The 19,043-nt window shown below is 41.4% G+C and carries 15 protein-coding genes; 4 read left to right on the top strand and 11 right to left on the bottom strand.

Annotated features, from left to right (window positions below):
* Window positions 1-66: 66 nt before the first annotated feature.
* The 3 genes from ACMZOO_RS11050 to ACMZOO_RS11040 are packed head-to-tail and all read right to left on the bottom strand — an operon-like array spanning window position 67 to window position 2,532.
* Window positions 67-984 carry a family 43 glycosylhydrolase gene (locus ACMZOO_RS11050; RefSeq protein WP_440903397.1) on the bottom strand — a complete coding sequence of 306 codons (918 nt, stop codon included), beginning with the start codon at window positions 982-984 and terminating at the stop codon, window positions 67-69.
* On the bottom strand, window positions 984-2,033 hold the full coding sequence (locus ACMZOO_RS11045) for a FecR family protein (RefSeq protein WP_440903396.1): 1,050 nt from the start codon (window positions 2,031-2,033) through the stop codon (window positions 984-986). Before ACMZOO_RS11045 ends, ACMZOO_RS11050 begins: the two co-directional genes overlap by 1 nt.
* The gene (locus ACMZOO_RS11040) at window positions 2,020-2,532 is read right to left on the bottom strand and encodes an RNA polymerase sigma factor (RefSeq protein ID WP_440903395.1); all 513 of its coding nucleotides are present in this window, start codon (window positions 2,530-2,532) and stop codon (window positions 2,020-2,022) included. Before ACMZOO_RS11040 ends, ACMZOO_RS11045 begins: the two co-directional genes overlap by 14 nt.
* 150 nt (window positions 2,533-2,682) lie before the next feature.
* Here ACMZOO_RS11040 and ACMZOO_RS11035 point away from each other — a divergent pair, with 150 nt between their 5' ends.
* Entirely contained in the window at window positions 2,683-5,880 is a 3,198-nt protein-coding gene (locus ACMZOO_RS11035; protein ID WP_440903394.1) for a TonB-dependent receptor, read from the top strand.
* Window positions 5,881-5,932: 52 nt separating this feature from the next.
* Window positions 5,933-7,327 carry a glycoside hydrolase family 28 protein gene (locus ACMZOO_RS11030; RefSeq protein WP_440903393.1) on the top strand — a complete coding sequence of 465 codons (1,395 nt, stop codon included), beginning with the start codon at window positions 5,933-5,935 and terminating at the stop codon, window positions 7,325-7,327.
* Here the strand turns inward: ACMZOO_RS11030 and dmeF are convergent.
* Window positions 7,324-8,310, bottom strand: coding sequence for a CDF family Co(II)/Ni(II) efflux transporter DmeF (dmeF, locus tag ACMZOO_RS11025; protein ID WP_440903392.1), 987 nt, complete (start codon window positions 8,308-8,310; stop codon window positions 7,324-7,326). The genes ACMZOO_RS11030 and dmeF overlap by 4 nt on opposite strands.
* A 94-nt stretch (window positions 8,311-8,404) precedes the next feature.
* Here dmeF and ACMZOO_RS11020 point away from each other — a divergent pair, with 94 nt between their 5' ends.
* Together ACMZOO_RS11020 and ACMZOO_RS11015 are read left to right on the top strand one after the other, a co-directional pair.
* Window positions 8,405-8,680, top strand: coding sequence for a metal/formaldehyde-sensitive transcriptional repressor (locus ACMZOO_RS11020; RefSeq protein ID WP_440903391.1), 276 nt, complete (start codon window positions 8,405-8,407; stop codon window positions 8,678-8,680).
* A gap of 63 nt (window positions 8,681-8,743) precedes the next feature.
* Window positions 8,744-10,105, top strand: a complete 1,362-nt coding sequence (locus tag ACMZOO_RS11015; RefSeq protein WP_440903390.1) for a BNR repeat-containing protein — start codon at window positions 8,744-8,746, stop codon at window positions 10,103-10,105.
* Window positions 10,106-10,914: 809 nt separating this feature from the next.
* On the opposite strand, the gene ACMZOO_RS11010 is transcribed toward ACMZOO_RS11015, so the two are convergent.
* The 7 genes from ACMZOO_RS11010 to ACMZOO_RS10980 form a co-directional block, all read right to left on the bottom strand.
* The gene (locus ACMZOO_RS11010) at window positions 10,915-11,385 is read right to left on the bottom strand and encodes a hypothetical protein (protein ID WP_440903389.1); all 471 of its coding nucleotides are present in this window, start codon (window positions 11,383-11,385) and stop codon (window positions 10,915-10,917) included.
* A gap of 15 nt (window positions 11,386-11,400) precedes the next feature.
* A complete protein-coding gene (locus ACMZOO_RS11005) occupies window positions 11,401-12,429 on the bottom strand; it encodes an alpha/beta hydrolase (protein ID WP_440903388.1) in 1,029 nt (342 codons plus the stop codon).
* Window positions 12,426-13,346, bottom strand: a complete 921-nt coding sequence (locus ACMZOO_RS11000) for an alpha/beta hydrolase (protein WP_440903387.1) — start codon at window positions 13,344-13,346, stop codon at window positions 12,426-12,428. Before ACMZOO_RS11000 ends, ACMZOO_RS11005 begins: the two co-directional genes overlap by 4 nt.
* Before the next feature lie 26 nt (window positions 13,347-13,372).
* Entirely contained in the window at window positions 13,373-14,863 is a 1,491-nt protein-coding gene (locus ACMZOO_RS10995; protein WP_440903386.1) for a glycoside hydrolase family 28 protein, read from the bottom strand.
* Between the two features lie 75 nt (window positions 14,864-14,938).
* A complete protein-coding gene (locus ACMZOO_RS10990; RefSeq protein WP_440903385.1) occupies window positions 14,939-15,985 on the bottom strand; it encodes a hypothetical protein in 1,047 nt (348 codons plus the stop codon).
* A gap of 80 nt (window positions 15,986-16,065) precedes the next feature.
* On the bottom strand, window positions 16,066-17,448 hold the full coding sequence (locus ACMZOO_RS10985; protein ID WP_440903384.1) for an oligogalacturonate lyase family protein: 1,383 nt from the start codon (window positions 17,446-17,448) through the stop codon (window positions 16,066-16,068).
* On the bottom strand, window positions 17,448-19,040 hold the full coding sequence (locus ACMZOO_RS10980) for an MFS transporter (RefSeq protein ID WP_440903383.1): 1,593 nt from the start codon (window positions 19,038-19,040) through the stop codon (window positions 17,448-17,450). The genes ACMZOO_RS10985 and ACMZOO_RS10980 overlap by 1 nt, the downstream gene beginning before the upstream one ends.
* Between the last annotated feature and the right edge of the window lie 3 nt (window positions 19,041-19,043).

Genomic DNA, 19,043 nt, shown 5'->3' with positions numbered 1-19,043 from the left:
ACAACAAGGATAAGTCAGTGGCTTATCCTTGTTTCTTTTCCCTTACTTTAATCTTCTCAATTACAGTTATTTAGATACAGGCTTAATTTTGCCATCTTTTCCATAATGCAACGGCGCATAAGTAATTGACCTTTTATGGCTACCCCCACCTGGCAATAAATTGTCGTGATAGAAAAACCACGACTGGCCGTTAAATTCGATTATGGCTTGGTGATTTGTGCTGATATCCAAATAATCCAAAATCACTTCTTGATATTCAAAAGGTCCCATTGGGTGTTTGCCAGTTGCATAAACAATTTGTCCCGGCCAACCTGTCGAAAAAGTGAAATAATATTGGCCGTGTTTTTTATGCACAAAAGGCGCTTCACCGTATTTTTTCTTGTTATCACTTGCTGGGAAGTTAGTAATTTTCACATCTAAAATCGGCCCAGCTAAACTGCGCATATCTGGATTTAAGCGCACGACTTTTGGCACACGCGTACCAAAATACAAATAGGTTTCGCCTGTATTATCAATAAACACCATAGGATCTATAGGTTCGTCACCTGCATTGGCATCTAGCGCTTTATCTATCAGCGGCGCGCCTATAGCATCTTTAAATGGGCCAAGTGGATTGTCCGCTACAGCCACGCCAATTTTGTCGCCGCCAACTGGCGCATAAAAATAATATTTACCATTGCGCTCGGCCATTTCGGGTGCCCAAGCTTTGGCGTCTTTCGCAGCCCATTTAAAAACATCAACCGATAAAAAGCTGCCGTGATCTTGCCAGCTAGTTAAATCGGCAGAGGAATAAGCACGCCATACGGTTGAATCCCAATACGTACCTGAGTTGGATTGATCATCAGTTGCGTATACATACACTTTATCTGCAAATACATGCGGTGAAGGATCAGCATTAAAGCGCTGAACAATTGGCTCTGCAGCGTGCGCCGAATAAGCGGCACAGCTTAACAAAGCCGCAGCAATGTGTTTTTTGTACTGCATTAATTATCCTTTAACGTCAGTTGAATATGTTTGTCGCTGATATAATTTGCTTGCACATCAAAGTTGTTATTCAGCATAGTTAAGATGTCGTCTAACTCTGTTACTTTTAAGCGCGCGACAATTTGTGTTTGTTTTAAACTATCTTCGGCAAAACTGAATTGATAACCTGTGTAACGGCTTAACTCTTTGGTCACTTGTGCTAAAGATTCACCACTAAAAGTTAAAGTGCCACTCTGCCATGACAGCTGATCCGACAATTGTTGCTGTGGCATCACGCTTTTTTCCACAGATACTTTTTCATCTTTGTCCGAAGCAATCAGCGCTTTTTCACCTTTGCGAACTAATACAGGTGGGCTGAATTTTTCAGTTGCGACACCTACTTTGCCGTCTGTGACTATCAATTCAACTTGTTTACCATCGGCTAATACCACGTTAAAGGCTGTGCCAACCGCGGTTAATACTTTGCCTGCAGCTATAACCTCTAACGGCCATTTGGGATTATGCGCAACATCAATGTGCAGTTCGCCTTGCTCTAAATAGATAAAACGCTTAACACTGTTATAAACAACTTGTACTTGCGACAAGGTATTAATTAATAATTTTGAGCCATCGGGCAGTTTAATTTGTTGTTGCTGTCCCACTTGGGTTTGAAAACTCTGATTGTAGTTTTGCTGTTGTACTGCAACTAGTGGAGTGGCATTTGTGCCCAACAGCCAAGGTGACATACTTGGCCACAGCACAACAGATAACACCAACAGCAATACACTTGGCAGCGACCAAACAGGTAACTGACTAAACCAAGCTTTTTGTGCCTGCTGTTTTTGATAAGGGAAAATATCCGCCAAACTCGCTAACATTTCAGCTTCAGCAATCGGCTGCTCAATTTGTTGATACAACTGGCGATGCAGCGCAGATTGCGCTATCCACAAGTCAAATTGCTGTTGTTGCTCTGCAGTCAAACCTTCTTCTTGTCTAATCACCCACAATGCAGCTTCATCTAAAATTTGTGTGCGGCTAGCCAGCGAAACCACATTATTATTTGTGTCCATTTGCTTGCTCCACTAAATACTGAAATTTGACGTATCCACGTTGTAGCTGCACTTCAACTGTGCGTGGGCTTAAATTTAATTCTTCGGCAATTTCTTTAATTTTCATGCCATATACTTTTTTCATTACAAATACTTTGCGACATTGTGGAGGTAATTGCTGCACAGCCTGACAAAAAGAAACAAATTTTCGGTCGGCTTCTAACTGGTTAAAGTTTGCATCGGCATTTGATGCGCCAAATTCAGCTTCATCTTCAACCGCTTGATGGTGTTTAACATTCGGTTTGCGTAAATAATCTATCGCGAGGTTTTTCGCCACGGTAAATACATAACTCTGATTCACTTCATCTTGTTGTTTATTGTGCTGCTGCCATATTTTTACATAGGTATCTTGCACTATGTCTTCTACTTCGTCGGGCGGCACAATAGCACCAACAAAACGCTTGAGTTTACTGCGCACTCTATTTAATAGATTAATTGGCTGATTTGAGTTTGTTTTCATCCACAACACCTAATTGGGGTCATATTGGTATAACGCAGCAGCTCACAAAAACTACTTACAAATAGTTGTAGATAATTTGTTATGCAAACTAAGCTTAAACAATGGTAACATCGACAAAGATTGACTGAAAGTGACTTTTTTCGACCAATTATGAAAGAATTAAATTTAAATACATTTTTATTATTTATCAAAGAATTAGACAAGACATCTTGTGCTAAGACAAATGTATTTGGTCAAAAAAGTTTAAATTTATTTAAAATTTTTGTACGTATTTTTTTAATTTTGATTCGTTGTAGCTGTATGTGCGAGCAAAAATATATTTTTTGCCGCCATGCCAAATGGTTAATTTTAGCTGGCGTACTGGCATCACCTGCAAGTTTTGCCCAACAGCTAAAGTTAATTGATTTTGCAATTGAACGAGGACAAGCCGTTACATCGTTTTTGCAGTTTGCCGAACAAGCAGATGTTACTTTTGCAGTAAAAGCAAATGAGCTACAAGGTATTACAACCAACCCTGTGCAAGGGCAATATACTGCGGAGCAAGCATTAACCTTGTTACTCAGTAATACTGGGTTAACAGCAGAAATTGATGATAGTGGTCGGCTTATTCTCAATAGCAATAAACAGCCAAGAGAAACAACCACAATGAACAAAACTAAAATATATTCAGGTGTAATCGCTGCATTAATGGGCGTAAGTGCAACTCAAGCTAACGCACAAGAACAAACAGAAGCACAAGACTCTACCGAAGTTATTCAAGTAAAAGGTTTTCGTAGCTCGCTAAACAAATCGCTACTCACTAAACGTGCATCGGTAAATGCACTTGAGTCGATTTCGGCAGAAGACATAGGTAAATTCCCAGATCAAAATATCGCCGAGTCACTACAACGTGTACCAGGTGTTGCAATTAGCCGTGAAGGGGGTGAAGGCCGCCGTATTACCTTGCGTGGTTTAGGGCCAGATTTTACCCGTACCACCTTAAACGGTATGGAAATTCCAGCAATAACAGATGAGTTAGACTCATCCGTTAGTGCGCTAAATGGTGGTCGTGCGTTCGAATTTAATATGTTCGCTTCTGAGTTATTTAACCGAGTAGATATTCAAAAATCACCAACGGCAGCAATTGAAGAAGGTGGTATTGCCGGTACTGTTGACCTTTATTCTGCTAAACCTTTTGACAACCGCGGCTTTCATGCGGCTGCATCACTACAAGGCAACTACAGTGAGTTGTCAGATTCAGTTGACCCACGTGTCGCTTTATTAGTTTCCAATACCTTTGCCGATGATACTTTTGGCGCTTTATTATCAGTGGCTTTTTCCACCCGTAACGTCAACCAAGAAGGTTTTGGTACAGTTGGCTGGCAAACACCTGTGGTCAATGGCATGACTTATATCGACTCACCTGATCTAGTTGTTAACGGCACGCCAGCCAATAATGATTGCCAATTAAATGGTCAATCAGTCAATGCAATTAACTGTTTATATACACCTAGACTGCCTCGCCCAGACTTCTTTGGAAATGAACAAGAGCGTATTGGTATTACCACAGCATTACAGTGGGCACCAACCGATGATATTGAAATTACCTTTGATTATTTGCATTCAGAGTTAGAAAACGATCGCGCTTTTTATAACTTTTACGAAATGTATCGCAACTACTTTGACCAATTAACAGCACTTGAAGTGACAGTACACGAAAATGGCAAACAGGTAGAAGCAGGTTTATACGATGGTTTAACCGGCCGAATTGAAAGCCGCCAAACCTATGCAAAATCAGATTTTGATCAATATTCACTGTCGGGTGAATTTCACCTAACCGACCGCTTGCAAGTGAACGCTATGTTAGGTTTAGCCGAAGCTAACTTGCGCCGCGAAGAATTCCGCCACATCATGGATACACTTGATACGCATAAATTTGCTTTCGACTTTTCTAAAAATGCCAATGCGCCAGAAGTTACATACTTCTACGATTTTAATGATCCGTCACAATACAACTTAAGCTCGTTTGATGGCGCAGGTGAAACAGAAAAACGCAATTTAACCGGTAAACTAGACCTAATTTACGCAGCTGACGAAGTAACAATAAAAACCGGTTTGGCCTACAACGACCGCAGTATAGATGTCAGCTTTTATAATATTCCCGCTTTATCACTCGACAGCGCCGAAGGCTTCACAGAAGACTTTCCCGAAGCCGACTTTGGTGAAGGTTTTGATGGCTACACCTTTCCGTTTATAGTGGCTGATTTTGACAAAGTTAATCAAAAAATTAGTGAAACAACCGGCAAAGATGGTTGGAATTTATTACCTGCCAATGGTTATGAAATTGTCGAAGAAACGCTCGCCGCCTATATAGATTTAACCAGCCAGTTTGAAGTAGCAGGTATGTTGTTAGACGCAAACTTTGGTGTGCGTATGGTTGATACCAGCACCACATCAACAGGTTATGTGGAAGTTGATGGCAAAGTTCTACCAATTGAAGTTGAACACGATTACAGCAACTTTTTACCGGCGATGAATCTAGCTTTAGAAGCCATGGACGACTTAATTGTCCGTTTAGGTATTACCCGCTCTATGACACGTCCAAGCTTAACTAAATTAAGCCCGGGCAAACCTACCTTTAGATATATTGAAGGTTTTGCCACAGTTGGTAACCCAAAACTGAATCCTTATGTATCCAACAATTTTGATTTAGCGCTTGAATGGTACTTTGACGAAGAAGCTTTATTCGGGGCAACTTTATTCTATAAAGATATCGAAACTTATATTCGCAGCACCCAAGAAGATAAATTGATTGATCCAGTTTATTACCCAGCGATTGAAGCCGATCCAAACTTTGATCCGCGCATTTCAGTAGACCCTTATACCAAAGCATACACCCATTTTTCTTCGGGTAATGGCAAAGGCACCGACATCAATGGTATCGAGCTTATCTATCAACAACCGCTAAACTTTTTACCCGGTTTATTAAGCAATACAGGTATTGTTGCCAACTACACCAAAGTACATTCGGGTGAGTTAGTTGGTGTGTCAGAAAACTCGTACAACTTTACCTTTTATTATGAAGAAGAAGACTTTGGTGGTCGTATCTCAGTGAATAGTCGTGATGATTATTTCTTAGAAGTACCAGGTTTTACCGGCAATGCGCAAAGTGCGGCAACTGGCCCAACTCATGTAGATTTTTCATCCTTCTATAACATTACTGAAAACATGACGGTTTCGTTCGAAATTATCAACCTAACCGACGAGTATTCAAGACTGTATATGACAGGTGACGGCAGCATGAACCTAATGCGTGAATACAACCATACGGGTCGTCAATTTAGTTTAGGTTTACGTTTTAATATGTAGCCATTTAACTTACCCAAGCTAAACAATTTGGCTTGGGTATTTAGGAGTTATTATGCCAAGTCGCCGCAAATTTATTATTGGAGCCACTTGTTTAACTGCCTTGGGTGGCTGTCAGTCTTTTAATTTATTAACTCGCGAGCACTTACCCATGCAGCAAATTCAACTTGATACACCTTTTAATATGCCAGCAATTCAAATTGCTGATTTCAGTCAAGCTAAGGTGTTTGATATTCGTGATTATGGCGCTCAGCCAAACAATCAACAAGCAAATGAACAAGCAATCGCCGCCGCAATACAAGCCGCCAATGCCAACCAAGGTGGACGTGTATATATTCCAGCCGGAGAATGGTTATGTGCAAAAATTCATTTAAAAAGTTTTGTTGATTTGCACTTAGCCGAAGGCGCTACTTTATTGTTTTCAGCCGAGCCAGCAGATTATTTACCTGCGGTAAAAACCACTTGGGAAGGCATGGAGTGTTACAACTATTCACCGCTGATTTATGCCTATGAATGTCAGCAGGTATCTATTAGTGGCCAAGGCAAACTGCAGGCTAAATTAGATGTCTGGCAGGTTTGGTACAAAAGACCCAAACCACATATGGATGCACTAGCCAACTTGTACCATATGGCCGCTAAAGATGTGCCGGTAGAACAAAGGCAAATGACCTATGCAGGCGCTAATTTACGCCCGCATTTTGTCCAGTTTAACCGTTGCCAACACGTGTTAATTGAAGGTATTCAAATTCAAGATAGTCCGTTTTGGGTATTACATCCGTTTTTATGTAAAGACGTGGTGATCCGCGATGTTAAAGTACAAGCTCACGGCCACAACAATGATGGGGTCGATCCTGAAATGACCCAAAATATGCTGATTGAAAATTGTGTATTCGACCAAGGTGATGATGCTATTGCGATTAAAGCTGGGCGTAATCAAGACGCTTGGCGGTTAAACACTCCAACCAAAAACCTAGTGATGCGCAATTGTTTAATTAAACGCGCCCACCAGCTAGTTGCTGTAGGCAGCGAGTTATCTGGTGGCATTGAAAATGTATTGGTGGAAAACTGCCGCTTTGAAGATGGCACCCAATATTCAGTTGGCACTGGCAATATTGTCTTAATTAAAACCAATGAGCGCCGTGGTGGTTATGTTAAAAATATCATTATCCGCAATATTAAAGCCGGAGCGGTTAAAGGTGGGGCACTCAGCATAGAAACCGATGTGCTGTACCAATGGAAAGATTTAGTGCCAACTTACGAGAGACGTTTAACCCAAATTAGCGATATTTATTTATCTGATATTCACCTCAACCAAGCCGACTTTATTTGTAATATTGAAGGCCAAGCTGAGATGCCAGTTAAAAACGTGCAGTTAACTAATGTTACTGCCGACCAATTAACCCAAGATGCAATATCTAACGTTAATGTCGAAGGTTTTGAATTTGCTTAGTCAAGCAAGTTCACTTCAACAGTTATATGATCTATATGCAGTTGCTGCTGCAGCAACTGCTTGTATTCTTCTGGGCTAGTTGGTTCTGCTGAACTTATCGCAATTATCATAGCTGTATGCTGGCTAGACAATTTCCACACGTGTAAATCTGTTACTTGGCTGCCCTGTTGCTCAATAATTTTTTGCGCTTGAATTGCCAAGTCATCATGCTCTGTTTTATCTAACAACATATGGCTACTACTAATAATTAAATGATACGCCCACTTAGCAATAACCACAGAGCCGATAATGCCCATTAAAGCATCGGCCCATAACCAGTTGTAATATTTACCTAAAATCAACGCGACTATTGCCAGCACTGACGTGAGCATATCGGCCAATACATGAAAATAAGCCGCGGCTAAATTGTGATCATGCGCATGGGCGTGAGCGTGGGAATGGGAATGACCATGCAAATCTTGGTGATCGTCATGGCTGTGATCATGATTGTGATTATGGTGGTGGTGACTATGCCCGTGATCATGTCCGTGACTATCGTGCAGCAACACAGCAGAAATTAAATTGACGATAAAACCTAAAATAGCCACAGCAATCGCCTGATTAAATTGAATGCTTTCAGGTACTAATAAGCGCTCGGTCGATTCAATTACCATCATAAAAGCAACTGTGCCCAAAGCAACTGCGCTCGCAAATCCACCTAAGGCATTAACTTTACCCGTACCAAAAGTAAAAGCTGGGTTGTTGGCATTTTTGCGCGCATACCAATAAACAAACATAGAAATGGCAAAGGCCGCTGAGTGAGTCAACATATGCCAGCCATCTGCCAACAAAGCCATAGAGCCGTACCAACTACCAGCGACAATTTCTATCACCATAGTGACTGTGGTTAAAGCAAATACCATATTTACTTTGCGCTCGGCACCGCGGTTGTCTACGGTAAATTTGTGCGCGTATTGGCATTGTTGGCCATGATCATTTTGCACGAGAAAACCTTATAAATTTTGCAATAAACTTGGAAGCTAACTTTAATTTAATATACTATACCCCAGTATACCTATTAGATCCAGCGAGTAACTTATGGCGCATTTAAACAAAAACAACAAAGCTTTGATGACCCGGGTAAAAAAAATTCAAGGACAAGTCAGCGCTTTAGAAAAAGCACTCGACCAATCAAATGAATGTATTGCAGTTTTACAGCAAATTAGCGCTATTAGAGGGGCGGTAAACGGGCTAATGAATCATGTACTTGAAGCACATATTCGCGACCATTTAGGTGATAATCAGTTATCCGACGAACAACGCCAACACGAAGTTGACGATGTAGTGGGTATATTGAAGTCGTATTTGAAGTAGGTGATTTAATATAGAGCATTTTTGATTTATTATAATCAAAAATAATCACAAAGAAGAAACATAATGAAAACAACATGGAAGCAATCTCGAAGGTTAAAAACTTGGTTAACATCTGTCACTTTGCTCAGCTTGGCGGCACTACAAGCTTGTAGCCAACTGTCTGACCTATCCACAAAACAAGCTGTGCGTATTTTGCCGATTAGCGACCAAGCTTTTGCTGGTAGTTCAGTTAACGTATTAGCTGGGGTTAAACAAACGGTTTATACCCATGGTGAATTTCAATACGCGGCTTTTTATAATCGACAAGCTAAGCTTGTATTAGCTAAACGCAACATTGCGCAAGATAGCTGGCAGCTACACACAACTGAATTTAGTGGCAATGTAAATGATGCACATAACCACATTAGCATAGTGGTAGACGGTGCTGGTTATTTACATATGGCTTGGGATCATCACAACAATCCACTTAATTACGCCAAAAGCACAGCGCCAGGTAGTTTGCAGTTACAGCGTGCAAACATGCTAGGCAATATGGAAAAAAGTGTTACCTACCCACAATTTTACGCATTAAAAAATGGGGATTTATTATTCCAATATCGTGATGGTGGTTCGGGCAAAGGCCAGTTGGTAATGAACCGATACCATGTAGCCATCCAAAGTTGGTCGCGCATTCACAATGTGTTAATTGATGGCGAAAAACAGCGTAGTGCTTATTGGGATATGACGCTCGACCAAAACGATGTATTACACCTTGCATGGATTTGGCGCGAAACGCCAGATGTCGCAACCAATCACGATTTAATGTACGCGCAGTCAAAAGACTATGGCGTAACTTGGCAGCAAATTGATGGCGCGCAATATAAACTTCCACTGAGGATAAACAACGCCCAAGTTGTTAAACAGATCCCACAAAATCACAAATTAATGAATCCGCCAGTAGTTGCAGCCGACAATAGTAGTAACCCATATATCACCAGTTATTGGGCTGATGCACCAGAACAAGCCCCCGCTTTTAATGTAGTGCGTTTTGATAACGGCAAATGGCAAACTTTTACTGGACCAAAAGCATCGGTAAATTTTGCATTATCTGGCATGGGGACTAAAAACCCACCTTGGTCGCGTCCGGTATTATTGGTTGATTCAGACAGCCACACTAGTTGGTTTCATTTAATTCATAGAGACGACACAGCAGCTGAGATAAAAGTTCACACGGTCAAACCAAGTGAAAGCACTGTTTGGCACAGCCAAAGCTTAATAGATAAAACTTATGGTGCATGGGAGCCATCTATCGATCCACAACAATGGCAGCGTTTTAAACAGTTACATATGTTAGTACAGTCGGTTGAACAGCAAGATGGGAATGACGCTAAAGCAGCAGATGTGCAAGCGGAACAAATTAGTTTAGCGACTTGGCAGGTAAATTAATACAAATTAGGGCTTATGCTTACCCAACTTTTGCTGTCAAAGTATTGTTGTCAGAATTCCAAGCATATTGCCCTTAATCTATTTGTGTATCATTATAAATAACTATATTGATACCCTTTATGCTCTTTCAATACCCTTGCATGTTTTCACTCTATCCTGCTTTATTTGAGGAATGCGATTGCACCGCTTAATTTGTGTTATTTGAATTGTACAATCCAAATAGCTTCGAAAAAGGTCTAAGCACAAATAATACCAAACAGACTATTAATACCACTAAACTCATCTTATTTATGAAAAAACAATGGTCTACAAAACTTTGACACAAACTATTTTCTAATACCTTGATCCCTTTGGTAATCAAATAAGTCAGTAACAATAACCAAAGCATTTTCCAAGAAAATAATCGTTTAGCTCCCACAATCTAGCCTCCAAATTCTTATCACAACCATCAATTATCTCTTTTGCGCCGATAACCTTGATACTTTCTAAATGAAACAAACAGCCCTGAAACTAAAGCTAAAATAATGAATGATAAATTTTCAACTTTGTTGAAATCAGACTTTTTGTTGAGCCAAATGTAAGTTATCAAAACCAATAAAACTGGCCAAAAGGTCAGCTCAATACATAACCAAACAGTCTTTAAGAGCGTTAACATATATCCCTCAGTGATAGAATAGCAAGTCAGCTAGTCCGTTAAATCTGTCGACGTACAACACGTTAACTCATATCCTTCTGCTGTTTTGGTGTACAGATAGTCATTCCCCCAAGGGTCGGTTGGAATAACGGTAAAGTCGGTCGCAAGTAAATTTTCATAAGTTAGCCACAAGTGGAGGGCTTATAATCAATAATTCAGGCTGACCAGAATCACTTTTTGGGTTGATTCCTCGGTATATTATGATGTGATGCCTGCTGGCTGCGGTATTAAATTCAAGGGGTGTAACACTTACCACAGCCTCTACAGATGCACTCGGTTTAAGAATGATATAATCATCGTCGCCAGTGTGATGTGCAAGTTTGAATTGAATGCCTCGGTAAGGGATTTCAATCAGCCTTCCACTCTCTTGCTGCTCGTAAACATCCAACACATCAAAAGCCAGTGCTCCATGAGGGAATAGATATCGTTTCCACAATTGAACATTTTGCTCACTTGTATTGGAATATTTAACCAGCAGCTTTAAAGCATCGCCGCTCCTTTGCAATAAACTCAGTTCGGCCTTTATGGACGGCTCAGCGAAACATATATTTACCATCAATAACAAACAAATAAGTAGATATTTCACTTAAGCCCTCCTCGATTAATCCCTTAACGCCCCTGCAACTGCCGCATCAACTGCATCGTGAAAACGCTGGGCGATTTTAGTTTCTCGATGAATATGCTCTGCTGCATGGTACATTCCGGGTAACAAGACCAATTCAGTTGCCACACCTGCGTTGGTTAACCTTTGCGCATATTCGATATTTTCATCAATAAACAAATCAATTGACCCAACAATAATAAAAGCTGGCGGCAAATCATTTAGGTTGGCTACTCGCGCGGGTACAGAGCCATATGGCACTCGTTTTAATCCAGCTGGTTGACCCAATAAAGACGACCAACCGAATTGATTTGAAGTAGGTGTCCATAACAATTTACCTATCCACTCTGGTACTTGTTGGCTGCTGCCGGTTCTGTCGTCCAACATAGGGTAAATTAGGATTTGATGTTTAACTGGTACTTCGCCTTTATCGCGCGCATAAATAGCTAACATAGCGGCATGGCCACCACCGGCACTTGCGCCCATAATCACAATACGGTTTTTATCTACACCTAATTTTTCAGCATTGTTATATAACCAAGTTAATGCTGTGTAGTTGTCGTGCAACGAGCCGGGAAATGCGGTTTCTGGCGCAAGCCGATAATCTACAGTGACAACTGTACAATCGTGTTTTTCCGCCAATTTTTGCATGCCAACTACTGAATCTCTGGCGCTGCCTAAAATGTATCCACCACCGTGCATATATAAAATGGCTGGTTTGTTAGCCCCCGCTTTGGCATTAATTACATATACAGCAACATCAGGATCGCCTTGCGTAACGGATGGTATGTGCTCAAGCTTTACTGTTGATGTTGTTTTTGGTTTATAGGGTTTTGCTGCGTCTTTTGCTCTTAGCTGATATAGATTGTCAGCCGTAATATGCAAAAAGCCGATTTGCTCGGCTAATTGCTGCTGCGATTTGAGCAAAGGTTGAATTTCAGGATGGAGCTTTAGCGGGTTGCCATCAGCAAAAGCCGCTGCACAAATAAAAGCAGCAGCTAGGGTTAAAACTTTTGCGACTTGTCTCATTGTGTTTCTAACCAATTTAATAATTGTTCAAACCAATCAATTGGATGACGCATGCCATAACCGTGGTTGCCATCAGGCAATATGGTTAACAGTGCTGGCACTTGGTTATCGACCAAGGCGCGGTAATACACTAAAGCATTAGCGACTGGCACAACAACATCGTCAGTTGAATGAACAATAAAGGCAGGCGGCGCAGTTCCACTGACATTTAATTCATTGGAAAAACGGTCGATTTGTTCACCCGTTGGGTTTTCACCTAATAAATTAGTTCGTGAACCTTTATGTGTGATCAGCGGCTGCATACTAATTACTGGATAAACTAAAATTTGAAAATTTGGCTTAACTTGATGCGCGCTATAACCATGATTAACCGGATTATCATAATGTGTTGCGGCACTTGCGGCTAAATGGCCACCCGCAGAAAACCCCATAATGCCCACTTTTTGTGGATTTATGCCCCAGTCTGCCGCTTGCGCTTTTACTTGGGCGATAGCTTGTTGCACATCTTGCAATGGGCCAACTGATTTATCTTCCATCCAAGTGTCTGACGGCATGCGGTATTTTAAAACAAACGCACTAATGCCATTTTGCGCAAAACGCTGTGCCACTTGTTGGCCTTCTTTTAACATAGACAAACCAAAATAACCGCCGCCTGGGCAGATGATCACTGCTTTGTCAGAGCGATTAGCCGCATCCGGCAAATAAGCGGTTAAACTTGGCTGGCTAATTTGAATTACAAATTCATCATTGTGATTAGTACTGTGTACTTTTTCGGTATTTTCAGCTGGTTTAGCACCGCTGATCATTTGTGCTTTATACAAGGTAACGGCTGTGCCTTGCTCTGCTGAGTTTTGTTCGGTACTGGCACATGCAGTTAACAATGTGCCAGTAATCAGTGCCGCAACGAATTTGCGCATTTGAGTGACTCCCAATTTTTATCTAATTATTTAAGCTGAACTCGGCGTATTTGTCCTAGCTGACGGTTTTTCCCCGCAACAATTATCTTGTCTTGCGTGAGCTCAGCAACATCTTGAATAATATCTTCTTTTCGAATTTTTTTAACTTCTATCGACTGTAACTTAACTTGTTTCAATGGTAAACGTGGATCGCCTTTTAAAATAAACGCGCGCCTTGCGTCAACCACTTGTACATTTTCAATTTGAATATTTTGCACTTGGGTAATATACGGCTCAATTTTATCTTCGTTGTAGCGCATGTTAATCACAATTGCGTCTTTAACTTTATTGACCTTTAAGTTGCGAATGTAGATATTTTCAATAAAACCGCCGCGCGACGAATTGGTTTTAATTCGCACTGCGCGGTACAGTTTTGGATTGTCCATAAAACAATTTTCGACAAATACATTACGCACACCACCAGAAATCTCGCTGCCAATTGCTATTGCGCCGTCACCATCCAACATTTTGCAGTTGCGGATTACAATATTTTCGCTAGCTATGCCATGTTTGCGTCCGTCTTGGTCGCGGCCTGATTTAATGGCAATTGAATCGTCCGCAGTGTCAAACACACAACCTTCAATTAATACATTACGGCAGGATTCAGGATCGCAACCGTCTGAATTAGGCCCAAAACTTAAACATTGTACGTTGCGCACGATTACGTCTGAACAGACTAGCGGGTGCAGCATCCACATAGGTGAATTGCGTAATGTTACCCCTTCAATTAATACGCGCTGGCACAAATAAGGTTGAACAAAACTTGGGCGCAAAAAATTTTGTTTAAAAACACGTTGCTCTATTGGAGTGCCGTCGGCAGTCATTTTTCTTAATTGATCTCGGGTGATATCTTGGCTTTCACCCTCAATCAGGTTTAACTTGCCGCGTTTCCATTTGTATCGCCACGGCCACCAATGATCAGCACTGGCATTGCCTTGCAAAGTGCCCTGACCTGTTATCGCAATATCGTGTTTTTTGTACGCATAAATCAGCGGCGAATAACTCATTACATCTGAGCCTTCCCAGCGGGTTAATACATAAGGTTGGTATTTTTCCGCGTCGGTAAAAAATGAAATAACCGCATCTTTTTCAATATGCAGCTCAATATTTGACTGTAAATGAATTGGCCCTGTTTGATACACGCCAGCAGGTACAATTAACTTGCCACCACCTTTTTGATGTAAATATTCAATGGCGTTGGCAAACACCTGAGTATTGTCACCCGTGCCATCGGCTTGCGGATTAAATTTTGCTAAAGAAACTGCCACCGGTGGAATTTTTGGTGTTTGAATATTATCTATTATCTGCTGCGCTTGCTGCCAAGCATCTTGCTGATTGGCTACGTTGTTAGTGGATTCAGTTAAGCTTTTGGCGCTGGCATTTACCGCATTTACCGCATTAGCCGCAAAAGGTGCAGCTAAAGCACAGCTACCAATTTGTTTAACCAACTTCCGTTTTGTTAGTGAATAATTTTCCATAATTTGCTTAGAGTTATTAGGTGTAAGTTTTGGTAAAACAAGAACATACACCTTTTTGATATTTAAGGAAATGTTTTAACGTAGGTCTATCCTAGTCGGTTTATTTCTATCCGTAGTTAACCAACCATCAACAAATTCCAACTCTGATACTTGTATTGAGCTGCGGCGGGTTTGGTAGTTGTCTTTACCTTTGTTTTCAGCAGTTCTACCCGGATGGGTGAAGTAAAATAAATACGCGCGGTCGTTGTTTACCACTACATCTGGGTGGCCACCGATTACGCCATCGTCTTTGCCTGTGCCCGGTGTTTGCACTAAATGCTCAGCTTGTTGTTGCCAGTTTTCTAAATCAGTTGAGCGGTATACAGCTAAACCTTTCCATGCGTCTACTACTAACCACCAGTAACCTTGCCAATAAAAGGTAGTTGGCCCTTCGCCGCGGCTTTGTAATTTAGCTTTGCCTTTGTCTTCCCATGTGTATAGGTCTTTACTGTCGGCGTAATAAACTGATTTTCCGTCTGGCTCGTCGTTATAAAACATGCGGTAGCCACCTTGTGGTAGTGCCACTACGTCAGCGTCTATCACTTTGTTGGTATTCAGTTTTAAGGTTGAAACATATTGCCAGTCAAGCAAGTTACTACTGGTGAAATGCGCTATGCTGCGTGGATGACGCCAGTTATCAAATACCCCTGGCACTATGGTTAAATACATGTGGTAGCGTTTTTCTTCGGCTTGATAAAATACATCGGGCGCCCAAAAAGTTGCTAACTCGCCTTCTTTAACATATGGATATTGGATATTTGCGTCGGCTTTGTACTGCCAAGTTGCGCCACCATCGTCAGACTCTGCAATACCAATTGGTGTGCCATGCACCCACTCTACGCCATTAACATCTTTAGCATTGGCACGGCGGTTGGTATACAGCATATTCCATTTTTGCGTGGTGTGATTAAACATCACCAATGGGTCGGCTGCTCCATCGTAAATAGAGTCGCGATATAAAGGTTTTGGCGCTATTTTGCCAAGTTCGGCTGAAACATTTTCTGAACCCGAATCCGTTGTTTGGCAAGCAACTAATGCACTTACAGCACAAGCGCCCACAATTGATAACAATATATTTTTCATTTTATTATTCCGTTTGTTGCAATAAAAAAAGGGGCCACACACAGCCCCAATACACACACAAATAAACTTTATTAAATTATCTACTCTGCTGGTTCGACCGACACAGCGTATACATGCACAGGCCCGTGCATATTTGACCTAAATACAATCCATTTACCATCTGGGGTAAAAGTTACATTTGGCTCTAAGCGATAGTCGTGCTGCTGCATATTTACCAGCTTTTTCGCTTTTAACACGGCCGGTCTAACAAGTTGCTCAGCGTTACGTGCACTAATGCCGGCAACGTCTTTAACTGGCTCTGATTCAAACAAATAAATCCACTTACCATTTTTCGCTTTGGCAACCATTTCTTCGTCGCCACCGTCACCCGCAAAATATTTACCATCGCGCGATACGTTAAAGTGCACAGACCATTCGTCGCGCTGCATGTGTCGCCACACGCGTTTGCCAGTTTCTAGGTTGTAACTGGCTAACCAAAAGTCTTGGCCACGTGGTGTTTGTAAATCGTAGAAAATTTCTTTGCCGTCAAATCCAAAAAACTCATGACCGGCAATTTCCATATTCATCATTCTTTGGTGAATTTTTTCTGGCGTTTTGCCGTGAATATCCGTTACCCAAATGCGGTCAACTTTATGCCAAGGGCCTTCGTGCGAGTACATAATTAACTCAGGATCGGTTGGCGAAAACTGAATATGGTTCAACCAGTCGGTTGATTGCATAATGGTTTTTAGCTCACCGGTTTTAATATCCACAGTGAACATTTGCATTGGAATGCGCATTTCCAAACGCTGATCCATACGCACTTCTTTGGCCTCAGCATAAGTGAGTGGTTTGCCGTCAGGGCCTTTGGCTTCGTATCTAGCTTCAAAACGCGCATGGCGTGGGCCGGTTTCTAGACTATGTGCTTTTTCAGCAAATGCGCCTATCAATAAACTTTCATTGATATTAATTGAATGAATTTTACCGCGTGGCACAGTAGCAATTTCGCGCACTTTACCGGTATCAATATTTACCGAGATAATTTGCGTTGGTTGCTGCAACTCGTTTTGAGCATGCACCGGGTGACCATCTTTCGATTCAATTAAAGTTAAATAAACCTCTCGACTGCTCGGCCCCATAAATAATACGGCAACGTCTGGATGGTCAAATAAACGTTTTACGCTCATATCGGTTAAATCGACTACAGCAACACCACGAGGGTTTGCCACCGAAATAACCATTTTGTCACCAGCTGCTGCATATGAGTTTTGGTGAAAATATAATGAGCGCGAGCCTTCTTCTTCGGATAAACGCACCACTTTATGGCCGGTGTCAGCATCTATCCAACTTTTTGGAATAGACTGCTGATTACTGGCTGTTGCATTATCGCTGGTGTTTGGGGTCGAGCCACAAGCCGATAACGCCAATACAGATGCTAATGCGATAGCAGGTGCAACAACAGACGCTAAATTAAACTTAATCATTAAGCTTCACCTGCGCACTTTTTTGCAGTTGATGCCGCCGCTACATCACTCGCCGCACTTTGGCCAACAACATTGTTGCCCCATAGTTGCTCGTATTTCCAGCCGGTTAAGTCTTCAATAATTGCTTTGTTTTCTGCACTTGAAGGTTCGCGATGACCTTGTTTAAAACGCTCAATTTCGTCCATCAAAATGGTATGTGTGTCTGTATTTAACTTAAATTTAGTTGATACCCAGTAACCGAAAATCAATACGATAATTGGCCCTATTGTCATAATATTTACAATAGATTCCATAACCTCTGTGCTTTGTACACGCTCGCCTTTTACTAGGCCGCCTACTTCTAACGCAGCACCTACAGCAAATACCGCACTGGCTTGCGCAGCTTTTCGCACAAAGGTCATAACCCCAGCAAAACTACCTTCACGGCGTAAACCTGTAACAATTTGGTCTACGTCAGCCATGTAGTTGTAAGTATTCCACGGAATGTAGTTCAAGATACCACGGCCAATACCGGCAAATATTAACGCTAATACCATCCAACTAATTTGACCACCTTGGCTGTCTGGTGTCATGTAATAGAAAGAGGCTAAACCCGCAATACCAATAATGTAAGCAACTACTGCAAAACGATAAGTTAACGCTGGGAAGAATTTAGGCAATAAAGCAACACAGGCAAATACCGCGCCCACAGCTATAGTTTGCACTGTGAAAATAGATGCCATTAAATAAGAGGTTAAGCTAAGTGACTCACTGGCGCTGTAGGCAAAAATACTACCAAGCGCAAATGCTGCAAAGTACGTAAATGCGGCATTAAAAATATCTTGGCTGATATAACCACCTAAGTACATACCTAGGTGTAAACGGAATGCGCGAATTTTTAAGGTAAAACCTAAACCTTTGTACAGCTTAGAAAATACTTCGCCTAACGAAGTGGTTTGTTGTGCTGCTTGGGCTAATTCCTCAGGCGACTTCTCGCGCTCCCAAGTAAATAGATAAACGATAGTTACCACTAGCATAAAGGCAACTGAGAAAATTCCGCCCATAATTAAGAAAGTATCCGGTGAGTCTTTACCACCTAACACAGCCACAATCCACGCTGGTAAGATAGTTGCAGCGATTGCCGATAAGTGACCAACCAAAATACGCGCACCAGCAAACATACCTTTTTTACGGAAATCTTTAGTCATTTCAGCCGCTAAAGTTTCGTAAGGAATTAATACAGATGCATAAACCAATTCAAAGAAAATATAGGTGAATAGGTAGTAGAAGAAGTGTTGACCGCTTACCCACATCAAAGCAAAACTTGGCAATAGTGGAATAGCAATCAATAAGAATATTTTACGACGACCAAAACGACGACCCAACTTAGTTGAGTCGGCATTGTCAGATAAATAACCAATTAGCGGGCTAGCAACTGCATCTAAAATACGTGCAGCCGCAAATATAATACCCGCTTGAATAGGACTTAAATCACAATAAGTGGTGTAAAAAAACAGCACCCAAGCGCTTATCACCGCCATTGAACCAGCGCCGAGTACGTCGCCTAAGCCATAAGCTGTGTAATTTAAAAAGCCAATTTTACGTTCTTTCATTTA

The sequence above is a fragment of the Catenovulum sp. SX2 genome (genome assembly GCF_052056295.1).
GTDB lineage: Bacteria > Pseudomonadota > Gammaproteobacteria > Enterobacterales > Alteromonadaceae > Catenovulum.
This window is presented reverse-complemented; position numbering and strand designations above follow the sequence as displayed.

Bases quoted from the DNA above. Each gene is read 5' to 3' on its own strand.
- ACMZOO_RS11050 (WP_440903397.1), bottom strand. From the start codon at position 984: ATGCAGTACAAAAAACACATTGCTGCGGCTTTGTTAAGCTGTGCCGCT.
- ACMZOO_RS11045 (WP_440903396.1), bottom strand. From the start codon at position 2,033: ATGGACACAAATAATAATGTGGTTTCGCTGGCTAGCCGCACACAAATT.
- ACMZOO_RS11040 (WP_440903395.1), bottom strand. From the start codon at position 2,532: ATGAAAACAAACTCAAATCAGCCAATTAATCTATTAAATAGAGTGCGC.
- ACMZOO_RS11035 (WP_440903394.1), top strand. From the start codon at position 2,683: ATGAAAGAATTAAATTTAAATACATTTTTATTATTTATCAAAGAATTA.
- ACMZOO_RS11030 (WP_440903393.1), top strand. From the start codon at position 5,933: ATGCCAAGTCGCCGCAAATTTATTATTGGAGCCACTTGTTTAACTGCC.
- ACMZOO_RS11020 (WP_440903391.1), top strand. From the start codon at position 8,405: ATGGCGCATTTAAACAAAAACAACAAAGCTTTGATGACCCGGGTAAAA.
- ACMZOO_RS11015 (WP_440903390.1), top strand. From the start codon at position 8,744: ATGAAAACAACATGGAAGCAATCTCGAAGGTTAAAAACTTGGTTAACA.
- ACMZOO_RS11005 (WP_440903388.1), bottom strand. From the start codon at position 12,429: ATGAGACAAGTCGCAAAAGTTTTAACCCTAGCTGCTGCTTTTATTTGT.
- ACMZOO_RS11000 (WP_440903387.1), bottom strand. From the start codon at position 13,346: ATGCGCAAATTCGTTGCGGCACTGATTACTGGCACATTGTTAACTGCA.
- ACMZOO_RS10995 (WP_440903386.1), bottom strand. From the start codon at position 14,863: ATGGAAAATTATTCACTAACAAAACGGAAGTTGGTTAAACAAATTGGT.
- ACMZOO_RS10990 (WP_440903385.1), bottom strand. From the start codon at position 15,985: ATGAAAAATATATTGTTATCAATTGTGGGCGCTTGTGCTGTAAGTGCA.
- ACMZOO_RS10985 (WP_440903384.1), bottom strand. From the start codon at position 17,448: ATGATTAAGTTTAATTTAGCGTCTGTTGTTGCACCTGCTATCGCATTA.
- ACMZOO_RS10980 (WP_440903383.1), bottom strand. From the start codon at position 19,040: ATGAAAGAACGTAAAATTGGCTTTTTAAATTACACAGCTTATGGCTTA.